Origin of the sequence: Pseudoalteromonas luteoviolacea (genome assembly GCF_021654285.1) — a bacterium.
Classification (GTDB): Bacteria; Pseudomonadota; Gammaproteobacteria; order Enterobacterales; family Alteromonadaceae; genus Pseudoalteromonas; species Pseudoalteromonas luteoviolacea_J.
Genome location: NZ_JAKFZS010000045.1, coordinates 19,721 through 31,609 on the forward strand (window position 1 = coordinate 19,721; position 11,889 = coordinate 31,609).

The 11,889-nt window shown below is 39.0% G+C and carries 7 protein-coding genes; 1 reads left to right on the forward strand and 6 read right to left on the reverse strand.

All coding sequences use genetic code 11. From position 1 onward, the window contains the following. Nucleotides 1-36 precede the first annotated feature (36 nt). From L1077_RS25485 to L1077_RS25510, 6 genes are all read right to left on the reverse strand, one after another. Nucleotides 37-2,496: a glycosyl hydrolase family 18 protein gene (locus L1077_RS25485; protein WP_063362883.1), complete on the reverse strand. Its 2,460-nt coding sequence runs from the start codon at nt 2,494-2,496 to the stop codon at nt 37-39. Nucleotides 2,497-2,565: 69 nt separating this feature from the next. Next, nucleotides 2,566-3,999 carry a lytic polysaccharide monooxygenase gene (locus L1077_RS25490; RefSeq protein WP_237139589.1) on the reverse strand — a complete coding sequence of 478 codons (1,434 nt, stop codon included), beginning with the start codon at nt 3,997-3,999 and terminating at the stop codon, nt 2,566-2,568. Nucleotides 4,000-4,078: 79 nt separating this feature from the next. Next, nucleotides 4,079-7,201: a glycosyl hydrolase family 18 protein gene (locus L1077_RS25495; protein ID WP_440589569.1), complete on the reverse strand. Its 3,123-nt coding sequence runs from the start codon at nt 7,199-7,201 to the stop codon at nt 4,079-4,081. A 504-nt stretch (nt 7,202-7,705) separates the two neighbouring features. Then, complete coding sequence (locus L1077_RS25500) at nt 7,706-8,656, reverse strand: sensor histidine kinase (protein ID WP_237139591.1); 951 nt, start codon at nt 8,654-8,656, stop codon at nt 7,706-7,708. 2 nt (nt 8,657-8,658) lie between these two features. Continuing rightward, nucleotides 8,659-9,198: a heme NO-binding domain-containing protein gene (locus tag L1077_RS25505; protein ID WP_237139592.1), complete on the reverse strand. Its 540-nt coding sequence runs from the start codon at nt 9,196-9,198 to the stop codon at nt 8,659-8,661. Then, a complete protein-coding gene (locus L1077_RS25510; RefSeq protein ID WP_237139593.1) occupies nt 9,195-10,274 on the reverse strand; it encodes a response regulator in 1,080 nt (359 codons plus the stop codon). The genes L1077_RS25505 and L1077_RS25510 overlap by 4 nt, the downstream gene beginning before the upstream one ends. A 95-nt stretch (nt 10,275-10,369) precedes the next feature. Between L1077_RS25510 and L1077_RS25515 the strand changes: the two genes are divergently transcribed. Beyond that, nucleotides 10,370-11,671, forward strand: coding sequence for an HD domain-containing phosphohydrolase (locus L1077_RS25515; protein WP_237139594.1), 1,302 nt, complete (start codon nt 10,370-10,372; stop codon nt 11,669-11,671). The last annotated feature ends 218 nt before the right edge of the window (nt 11,672-11,889 follow it).

Here is an 11,889-nt window from a genome sequence, read left to right on the forward strand (position 1 = left end):
CTACAAATATCAGCCCGATGATTAAAAGTGAATTACTTAAAGAGCCTTCCACACTTGGGCACGACCAGGTTCTTCACCTCTTGTCCACCATTTTGCTTCATAAAGTGAACCGTTATGAGTAACTTTGTCACCGCCAACATAGACAGTACCTGCATCCCAAGCTGGTGCACCGGTGTCAACATTTGTAATAGTGACATCGAAAGATGCTGAAGTTGTGTTAGTACCATCCGATACATCAACTGTTACTGTCACAGTTGTATCTTGTGCAACATCACCTGCTGTTAAAGATACTGTTGAACCTTGACCAGAGACTGTAAGGCCTGCAGGTACATTCCAAGTGTACGTTAGTGGGTCATTATTTGGATCCGTTGCTACAGCTGAAACAGTCACAGATTGTGCTTCTTGTACTGTTACATTGCTAATTGGCTGAACAACTGGAGCACCCGCTGGCACTTCGGCTTTGACCAAAACTGAGACTGTTTTTTCAGTCGTCGCATTTTGGTCATCAGTCACTGCAATTGTTAGTTGGAAAGTCGTATCAGTTGTTACTGATGGCGCTGTAATTCCAACTGTAGCAGTATTTGCTGAAGTTAGCGTAAGCCCTTGAGCTGACCAAGCATATGTTAAAGCAGCACCTTCAGGGTCTGTTGCATTAACAGTCAAGTTTGAAGATTGGCCAGAGTTCAATGTTAGATTAGCATCTACGTTTACGACTGGTGCTCTGTTTACTGGCATGCCGCCGGTTAAACCATCATACATTGCATTTAAGATATCACCGTTATCTGCGTCTACTTCCCAAGCGAATAAACCACCTAGATTATGCAAGTTAACGTACTGACCTTTAGCAAGAACTGAGCGAGGGCTATCGTATGTAAGTAGTTTACCACTTGATTTATTCCATACCCAAGCCGCTTCTGCTTGCTCATCATAACCAACAGTAAATCCATTTAGACCATTACCACCCCCTACTAGGTTTCTAGCAATGCCTTTATAATCCATGATGCCGTCTTCCCAGACTCCTTCGCTGGTAGAACCTTTATATTTGCCGTTACCTGGCGCAGTCATTGGATTACCTGGAATAGTTGTATTCGAATCGTATACACCTTCCCAGCCACGTCCGTACATTGCGGCACCAACTACGATTTTTTTAGAGTTTACACCTTGTGCAAGAAGTGCTTTTACTGCGTTATCAAGTGTATAAGCAGGCCCTTTTCTTGGCTCGCCGTTATCATCTAGACCTGTCCCATCACACTCACCTTGACTTAAGTGTGAGCCACAATAAATGCCTGTTTGGTGACCAGTTACGTTATTCCAACCACCGTAGAAATCGTAAGTCATTGCAAATATATAGTCCATGTACTGCTGTGCAACTTGGTAGTCTACATCTTCGATTTTATCGTAACCTGAACCAATCGCAGATGTTAGCTCATATTTGCGGCCGGTTTCAGCTTCCAATTCATCAAGCATAACTCTAAGTTCTTGCATTAATGCGATATATGCTGGGCCATCATTTACCGGATCTCCTAGACCTGGGTTTGGACCATCACCACCTGGGAATTCCCAATCGATGTCAACGCCGTCATAGAATTTCCAAGTTTTTAGGAATTGCTTCATTGAAGCAACAAATGTGTCCCTGTTAGCTTTTGTTGTGAAACCATGGAATGGGTCTGATAAAGTCCATCCACCTACTGAAGGTAAAATTTTCAGGTCAGGGTAACGCTGTTTAAGCGCCATTAACTGCGCATATGTACCACGAATTGGGTCGTTGTTATCTGTGCCAGGTAATGTTTTCTGAACTGCTGCCCATGGATCGTGAATTACGACTTCATAATCTTGTGAATCAGCACATGCTTTTTGTAATGCGCGCCAGCTATTGCCATTCTCGATTTCTTTAAGAGATTCGTTCGCACCACAGATTGGAATGAATCCGTAAAGTAGGTGAGAAAGGTTGTGTGCTGGAATGTTAGATACATCGAAGTCACGGCCATAAATGCCCCACTCTACAAAGTAAGCACCTGTAACCATACCAGGGATAGTGCCATTATTTGCATTATTTGGATCTACATCCATTGTAAGAGGTTGTAAGTGACCGCCATCTGTATCTGCAATTACAATTGGCTTACCAGCACTTTTAGCGCACCCTGTTGCATCACAGATTTCTAGATACAGTGTGTGACGTCCAGATTTTGTATAAGGGAAAGTGACTACACCAGTTTTTGTACCTGGCTCTAAAAGCCCTTTGTTTACAACTTGATTATCGAAATAAACTTTATAACTGTCAGCACCAGTACCACTCCATGAGTTCCACTTAATGTTTACTGTAACGACATCTTTAGCTTGAACAATCTGTTTGTAAGAACCATTACCTTCTAAATTGACGTCTACAAATGAGTACGTTTGTGGTTCCCAACTGATTTGTGGTGCTGAAGGTGCGGCCATTAATCCAGTAGACATTAATGCCAATCCTATTGCTGCAGTTAAATTATTAATCTTCATTACTATCTCAACCTTATTTTACATGTTATATCCAAACCCCAAATAATTTGGAGTGACCTTTACATCTGTTTAAATCTTTTTCCAAACTTGTGTTGTGCCAGGCTCTTCGCCTCTATTCCACCATTTTGCTTCGTAATCTGTGCCTTTATGGCTAACTTTATCGCCAGCAACATATGTTTTTGATTTATTCCATGGTTGTAGTGTACTTACGACATTTTTGACGGTAATTTCGGCTGTCGTGGAAGACGAAAGCTCACCGTCTGACACATTTACGCTAACCGTGTAATTTGTATCTTGTGTAACGTCAGCGGCGGCTAGACTAATAGTTGCTCCAGCACCTGTGTAAGTAAGACCGTTCGGTACATTCCATGTATATGTTAGATCCATGGTATCGGTATCAAATGCATGAACATGTAACTGAACTTCAGTTAACTCGTTCATAATAATTGGGTCAGGTTTGTGTACAGTCGGTGGTGTATTAGGTTGTTTAACCTGTACCGTTAGATTGTAGGTGTTTGCTGCATCAGCAACATAAACTTCGTTTGTTAAGAGATTATTTTTATCGAAGCTAATATTGCCAGCGGCATCTTTTACGCCGACTTGTACATCAGTTGCATAATTAGTATTGAGAATTGTAGCTAATTCTTCTTGCCAGTTAGATAGGTTTGTAGTTGTGATTTTTAATGATTGCTTAACGAGTTCTTGTCCGGTGCCATTGAATACACGTGCCCAAACAGTATCTCCTGCGTTTGCATCCTGGCCTTGCTTGACAAAAAAGCCTGCCGAATACCAATTTACTGGTTGAGAGTCTGATGTAATATTTATATCCGAGCAATTATAAAAGCCCTCACCTGCAACGTCATTTCGCTGCCATCTGGTATATAGTATTGCACGTCCAGTTCTATCTTGAGGGATATTGATGGTCATTTCATAGAATTTTTTACCATCAGGGTCTGTCACAAAGTTGATGTTGCCAACCTCTGAAATTAACTGTAAATCAGCCCAATTTAGAATATCTGTGTTTGTATTGAACGTAGGCTTTGACAAGTAAAATTTCCAAAAACTTGGATTGTGCGGCGTTGTTGCTCTAAAACGTATTGCCAGATCACCATTGGCATTAGGTTTCACATCTGTTGTTTGCCAATCTTTATGTGGTAAGTTCATTCCTCTTTTTTCATTTGAGCCAGCTGCACACAATGTTCCATCGGGTATGGCTGCTTCAACTGCTGCTTGATTATTGTAGTCAGCTATAAGTGCGGCAAACTCATGTTCTTGAACAAACTGAACATATCCAGACTCTAAAAAGGCCGCTCTACATGCTAAATTTGGTATGTTTGTACCGTCGTCTGGCCACCAGTAGCCACCTTGTGCTTCACATATTGATTGTCTTGCTTTAGGGAAATCCATAAAACCATGTGCTGAAGCATTAATTGCGTGTAAAGTTAAATACGCCGTACAAACAACTGAAATTGATGTTAAAGTCTTTCTTTTTATAGTGTTCATTTCGCTCACCTTGATGACTACATGCTAATTTAATTTGTTTTAGGTTTTTATTTGGGGGAGGAGCCCTCCCCCTACTTAGTTAAAGTGAACAGACTTTTTGATAATCTGAACTTGTTGATGGTTGCTTATTACTCCACCATTTAGCTTTGTATACGCCCTTCCCATCGATGATTAGGTCACCTTGACCGGCATGTGTACCTTTTGGGAAAGTTGGATATACTGGGATTTCAGCAATTGGTGTACCTTCACAATGTGTGATCGGGCCGCCATTACCATCACCAGGCTTTGCAGCTGGTAGCGTTGGTTGTTCAAACTTGAACGCGTAACGTTTACCGTCTTTTTCTGCTGTGAAGTTCACAGGGCCAGTTACAGGCATGTAGTACATGACTTGTGCACCCACTGATTCACCAGGAGCAAATGATTTTGGCTGGTTACCCCAATCATCAATTAGCGTGATTGAAAATCTGTGGAAGTCACCATCAAAACCGCCAATGTTATTACCAGCAGCATTTGAGTTGTCTACATCTACTGCCATGACTAGTTTCTCTTGCGCATTCCAATTCGATTTAAACACCGGTGACGTTGATACCGGTATATCGAATGAAATCTTCGCACCTGTTAAATCGATATTTGAATTGTTCGTAAAGGTGAAAGTTGGTGCAATTGGGTAGTTATCATCACCAACAGGGAAGTTTTTAGCTTCAAATGTGACATCGACTTGCTCAGTTGGTACTTGGAATGCAACATCACCGCGGTGGATATCATACTGAGCACCTGATTGTTTGAACTTGTTATAGGCAAGTGTTGTCATACTTGAACCCATGAAGTACTCACCTTTCGCTTGGTCATAATCAAAATCACCTGCGAGTTCCCAGAACATAATGCCGCCTAAGCCTTTGTTGATTACATAATCGACTTTGGTACCCATTGATTGCTCATCTTCTATAGATAAGAATACTTTCTTTTGAGGATTCCATAACCATGGTGCTACGGCAACGCTGTCATAATGACGCGCATATGTGCCCGTTAACTGATCGTCTGGGTCAGTATCAGGTGTTAAACCGTAATTTGCTAAATAGCTTGGGATCACGCCATTTTGTAAGTTTTTAGCATGCCAAAGTGGATTTGACCCTGCAGGCATTTCAAGCCCAGCATCATTTTTGTCGTGCCACAAATTGTCTATACCAATTGCGCCATTACCACATTTATTCTTTTCACCAACACCCGTACCAGGTGCACAGTTAGCTTGGTTTGGTAGTGCTGCTTGACCCCATAAACCGTTAGTACCTCCCTGAACATCCTTAAAGCCACGGGTATAGTATGGGATACCGATATTGATACGTCCTGCAGATAATCCACCTTGGAAATATTTAACTGCCCAATCAGTGTTCAGGTAGCCAATACCGCCAAAGTTTTCTTCTGTATAAACATTCCAGGCAATCAACTCAGAATCCAAGCCGGTATCGTAAAGCGCCGCGTTATGACCAACATGAGAGTTCCATGCACCATGTAAGTCATATGACATGATGTTTACGTAATCTAGATATTTTGTTACTTGGAATGTTTCCATACCACGTAATAGGTAACCAGAAGAAGGAGAAGCAATGGTCAACATGTAGTGAACACCATCCTGCTGCCCAGCTTTATCTAACTCTTCACGTAAACGCTTCATTAATACCTGATAAGAAGCATTTAAACCTGCGCGTCTTGCATTTGATATGGGGAAATCATCAGGGTGACCTGAGTCTTTCATTGAAGAAGGGTACTCATAATCAATATCCACACCATCAAAACCATATTGACGAATAAACTCTACAGAGCTCGCAACAAACGTTTCAATGCCTGCATTGTTTACAGAGCCGTCAGCATTGGTAGTCATTGTGTAAAAACCACCGCTGTTTACACGAGAACCATCAGGACCAAAGAAACCACCTGTTTCTGCCCAACCACCTACACTAATTAAAGTTTTTACATCTGGATATTGTTTTTTATATTTATTAAGAAGGTTAAAGTGTCCTTTGTACGGCAATGTAGGGTCAAGTTCTGCACCTGCAACACCAGGCCATTCCATATTAGTCGCTGGGTTACCTACTGCATTTGGGTCACCTATTGATACTTTATTAGCTGCATCAACGTGTGCAAATGCATAGTTAATATGAGTGATTTTGTCCCAAGGAATGTCATTTACAAGATATGATGGTTGACCATTCGCGCCGTTTCGCCAACTAGTAAAGTAACCAATAACACGACGAGGGTGGTCAGCACCCATAAGCTCCCTGCCGTTAGCGTCATAGATTGTACAGTAAGGCGTATTCACACCTGGCGTTTGGTAAAGCCCATCAGGTTTACAAGCATCTCTGTCGCCAGGGTTTTGCGCACCTACTTGAAGTTGTGTGCTAACACTCGTACTCGCATTTTCATTGTCTGTCACAGTAAGCGTGAAGTTATATGTTCCGTCAGCTTCAGCGACCCAAGTGTGTTCAGTCGCCGTACCATTCGTGCTTAATACTTCTGTACCATTGACAGCGAAACTGAGTTTGCTTAACGAACCATCTGTATCGCTCCCTGAAAGTGAGAATACAACACTGCTGCCAACTACTAACTCAACCGGTTTTGACTTGATATTTAGTGTCGCAACTGGTGCTTCATTTACTGGCGTAGAGGTTTTAACGATGAGTAGATTAGAAAGTATATTTGAGGCTTCGTTTTTATCATCAAATGCTTTTGCGCTTACTTGATATTGACCTGGTTGACCCGCCGTCCAAGTGGCGTCAAATACATCTGCAGCGCCTGTATTGTCAGTAGCAATTAAATTATTGTCAACATAAAACTCCACTCGGTTGACGCTTCCGTCAACGTCAACCGCCTTAACACTTATGGCAACGCTGTCATTTTGGCTAAATTCAGAACCTTCAAGTGGCTTTAATTGACTGATAACCGGTGGGTTATTAACGCCTGTACCACTACAATCACCTAGTTTCTTCCACTCTTGGCTTGGTCCTGAATTAAGTGCAGGTTCTGAACGAGTCCACCATTTTGCTTCGTACGCTATATTGTTTTGAACTACTTGATTGCCACCTACGTAAGTAGACCCACTTTGCCAATCGGCAATACCTGTGCAGTCATAAGCATGCGCATACGTTGTGCTAATTGCAATTGCTATGGAGCTCAACTTGAGCGCATTTATTATATGATTTCTCATTTTCATTTTATCACCAACCTTTACATTAATTGTGATTAACATTTGTTAAATAAAGCTAACATAGAAATTAAACACGTCAATGTTGTGATGGTTAAAAAATGACCTTTCGTTGTGCGGTTTTAGTACTTATGTATGGTGTTTTTAGACTCGATATGAATAAATTTAATTTTTAGTTACAAAAGTAACGTATGAATCCAATTCATCTCTTTTTTAGGTAAAATTCAATACTATTGCATATATAACAGTTGCTTAATGAAGTCGTGTGTCTGAACTAGGTCTAAATGTAAACTTTCGCATAAATAAAAGTTATCCGAAAGTTTACGCCCACGTAAACTTATGTGGGTTATATAATATAGCTATTAGTTATATAAATTAGTGATTAAATCTTTTCGAAATTGATTTGGCGCAGTGAAAAATTCAAATTATTTTCTACATACAAATTGAAGACATTAGACTTAAGTCTAATGTCTTTATTAAAAATAACTTTGAAGACAGATGTTTAGTTTAATTTACTAGGGGGATTTTTATAGTAACTGTGGCACCAGCGTCAAGATTGTTGTCTATTGATACTGTTCCTCCATGGTTGGAGATTATGCCGTAGACTACCGCTAGACCCATTCCGGTGCCCTCACCAAGCGGCTTTGTAGAATAGAACGGGTCAAATACCCGGCTTATTATTTTGGGATCTATACCTTGGCCGTTATCTTTAACCTCGAACACCGCAGTTTGACCTTCTTGTTTTGCCGTAATAGTTAGTTTCGGAATAAAGGTTGGCTCTGTGCTTTTTTTTGAGTTACAGGATTGCGCCGCGTTCACCAATATGTTCACTAATGCCTGAATTAAGTTTGACTTGTTACCTTTAATTATTAATTCAGCCTTACAATCAATAGTAACTCTTAGCTGTTTCAGTTTGTTTTCGAGTAATTGGGTTGTCTGTTCAATTACCTCTAACGCTTCAAATTCAACAATTGCCTCGATTTTAGGTTTTGCAAAATCTAATAAGTTAGCGACAATTTTACTGATCCGTTCACACCCTTCCTTACAGTCATCAGTAATGTCGTTGACATCTTGGATCAGGTCTGAAGTTGAAATACTGTTTTGGAGCTTTGTGATTTCGCCAGAAAATTCAGAAATATTTATATCATTATCTATAAGTTTCGAGCTTAGAACTAGATATTTACCTATGTCATTAGTGTACTCAGAGAGTGTGTCGAGGTTACATGTCAAATAAGCTAAAGGGTTATTGATTTCATGCGCTACGCCGGCTGACAGTGTTCCTAACGTTGCCATCTTTTCCGATTCAACGACGGCTACTTGTTGCTTTTGAAGGATCTCAATTTTCTTCTCAAGCTCTACGTTTAATGCATACAATTTACTTGTTTTCTCTTCAAGTAACTCTTCTAGTTCATCGCGAGCTTGTTTCTCGCGCATGTATGCCTTGTAGTAATTCTGCATAATTATCCATGTGTTATTATTAAGGTACAAACGGGATCTGACCGATGAGTGCAGGTTGTATGTTCTATTACTACAGATTCATTAAAATGTTCTGCACAACCGTAGATTAATCCTTCAGCACAGAAACACAGCTGCCGAGGTGAATTGTATATCATTTCAATTTTGTTTTTACTCAGTATTTTTGCACTGATTGTTGGTAAGTTTGGCTCTTCATACAATTTTTGTACTTCACTGTGAATTACGTCATCAATTGACATGATCAATTCGTCGAAGTTTTTGAACTCCTTCACAATTGCTGGATGTTTTTTTGCTAAAAATGAAAATAAGTAAGTACCAAAAGCTTTAAGCGTTTGTTCCATATTCAAATTTAATGCACTAGAAACACTCGTTGCAATAGCAAGAAGCTCTTCATCAGGGTATGATCTTGCACTTATATATACACGATCTTCAGGGCAATGCTTTTCAAGCAACTGCTCCCATAAATCCATGCCTTTTTGTTCGATGACTAGCTCTTCTAAGCATCTGAAAATCAAACCTTTCATAAGAATTCCTCTTCTATGTAAGAGTTAACTGATGATTGCTGTGAATATATTCTTAAACTATCGATTGTAGATTCTGTTGCGTTAATAATGTCCGATACTAAATCTTCTTTTTCAGTGTTTAAGTTTAGTACTATGGCTCTGAAGATGAGTCCTACTTCACTATCTGCATTATCAGATATAAACATCTTCTTCTCTGCTAAAATTTGAGTGTCTATCCCCCATATTGCTCCAAAGTGGTCATATAAAGAAATATCAAATCGATTTCTGTATAGTTCATCGAGATATATACGGATTAATTCATTAAAAGTTAAGCTAAGTACAAATTGCAAAAGCCTTTCGCAATCACTAATCTGTAGATTATTTCTTTTTGCAAAGGCAAAAGCTTTAGTAGCCAACAAATAGTATTTTTCGACTGTTTTATTTAAGGTACAAGTCGATATGGTATAAATAAGTTGCTCTACAAGTTGGCTGAGAATCTGTACCATTTCAAAGCTTGCATGCTGTATTTGAGGTATTAGGGTTTTATCTTTTATTTCTAGTTTTACGATACTATCTAAGTGTTTTATTAGTTGAGTTTGATTATCCAGCTCAGTTATTTTCTTGTTTTTTTGATAGTTTATTAATTTTATATCAGGTAATGGAACATAAGGCATAAACCCCAGTTTTAAACGCTGCTCTTGACAAAGGTTTGTTGATTGTGACCTATTATAAATATCGTCTAGCATACATAAATCATCAACTGAAAAAGGTTTAGCTATCATAAGGTTTGCAGCGATTTTCTGTGGTCTACTTCTCAAACTTTCAATGTCTCCAGACATTAAGACTCGCGTTGTGAGTGGACTCATTTGCTGTACAATCTTCAATGCCTGCTCTCCATTTACAATCGGCATCTGAAAATCAGTAATGAACAAATCAAATGAGCCTGATGCGTTCGCGAGGTATTGTTCTAATAATGTAGGGTCATTTAACGCGACAACGTTGTCTGCACCGAGTTGTTTTTTTAGTGCTCTAGATAAAGCTCTTAGGATTAACTTATCATCATCAAGTAACAAAACATTTGTCGGTTTTATTTTCATCAAATCCGTGCCTATTTTATTGTTTCTTATTAAAGTTTAGTCTAATTTTAAAATTAATAACAAATCGTGTTTTTGAGTTGGAGATCTCTTCATATATGAATGACGAAACAATAGTCGTACTTTGCCTTGACGATGAGAAAAGTGTTTTGAACTCATTGGGTCGGTTATTGAGGCAGAACGGGATTAAAGCTGAGCTATTCCAATCGGGTCACGAAGCATTAGATAGAGTTAGAGAGATTGATTTTGATGTTATCATCTCTGATATGCGTATGCCGAATATGGATGGCGCTGAGTTTTTAACTCATGCTAAAGCTATCTCACCAGATGCAAGAAGAATTCTTTTGACTGGCTATTCGGATATTCAAGATACAATCAATGCAATTAATAGTGGTGGCATCCATGGGTATTTGCAAAAACCTTGGAATAATGAACAGCTTGTTCGAGAAATTAATAAAGCTGCTGAACTGACTAAATTAAAAAAGCAAAATGACATTTTACAAAAGCAGGTTCAGGCACAAAACGAAGAGTTAAAAACGCTCAATACAAGTTTAGAAAGTTTAGTTGAAAAAAGAACTTCTCAAATTCGCCAAGTATTGAAGCAGCTTGAAGCCGCAAATGAGAATGAAAAGAAGGAACACAAAAGTACTGTTGAGTTACTTTATAATTTTATAAATGCTAATCCATATCTCGATGCGGACAAAGCAAAAAATATTGCTAAGTTGTGTTTTCAAATAGCCAAAGGTTTATCACTCAGCAATGAAGTTGCTGATATGGTAAGAATGTCTGGCTACTTGTCTCAAGTGGGCCTTTTAGCAATGGACCCAAGTTTATACTCAAAACCTTTTCACGAGCTTGATAGCGAAAAGAAAAAAGTATTCTTAACTCACCCTGCGACCGCACAATTAATGTTAATGCCTGCTCAGCATCTTAGTGATGTGGCTGAAGCAATTTACAGCCAGTTTGAGAAATATAATGGTCAAGGCGTTCCTAAAGGGATAAAAGGTAAGGATATCCCGATAGGTGCTCAGATTTTAGCTGTCTCCAGAGATTATATTGAGCACTTATATCAGAGCCAAAGGCCAATGAATGAAAGAAAAGAAAACGCACTAGAAATTATTAAGATGTATGGAGGTAGTTTTTATCATCCCAAAGTAGTTGAATCTTTTCTAAATGTACTGTCTACTGATCAAGTTGAAACTGATAAAGTGGGGAGCATGAGCATCTTAACTGCTCATCAGCTTAAGCCTGGTATGGAATTAGGTTTAGCAATGCATAATGCACAAGGTATTATGCTTTTACCAAAAGGCCACGTGTTTTCTCAAAACTCTATATCGAAACTACAACAACTTGAAACTCAAAAACCAAATCCATTTAGAATCATGATAGTTGATAATTAGTTATGTTAAATTAGCCTGTTGTTTAATTATTCTAGCGCTACCCCACCAATTATTTAAGATGGCAATAATTGGTTCTTCCAATAACAAGAACACATCATACACTGAAAAGTGCAATAGTACGTTACGGTAAAAGTAAATTTTAGAAATGTCATCAGGCCAACAAGTTTTACTAGATGGTTTTACTAGATGGTTTTACTAGATGGTTTTACTAGATGGTT

Bases quoted from the DNA above. Each gene is read 5' to 3' on its own strand.
- L1077_RS25510 (WP_237139593.1), bottom strand. From the start codon at position 10,274: ATGAAAATAAAACCGACAAATGTTTTGTTACTTGATGATGATAAGTTA.
- L1077_RS25515 (WP_237139594.1), top strand. From the start codon at position 10,370: ATGAATGACGAAACAATAGTCGTACTTTGCCTTGACGATGAGAAAAGT.
- L1077_RS25485 (WP_063362883.1), bottom strand. From the start codon at position 2,496: ATGAAGATTAATAATTTAACTGCAGCAATAGGATTGGCATTAATGTCT.
- L1077_RS25500 (WP_237139591.1), bottom strand. From the start codon at position 8,656: ATGCAGAATTACTACAAGGCATACATGCGCGAGAAACAAGCTCGCGAT.
- L1077_RS25490 (WP_237139589.1), bottom strand. From the start codon at position 3,999: ATGAACACTATAAAAAGAAAGACTTTAACATCAATTTCAGTTGTTTGT.
- L1077_RS25505 (WP_237139592.1), bottom strand. From the start codon at position 9,198: ATGAAAGGTTTGATTTTCAGATGCTTAGAAGAGCTAGTCATCGAACAA.
- L1077_RS25495 (WP_440589569.1), bottom strand. From the start codon at position 7,201: ATGAGAAATCATATAATAAATGCGCTCAAGTTGAGCTCCATAGCAATT.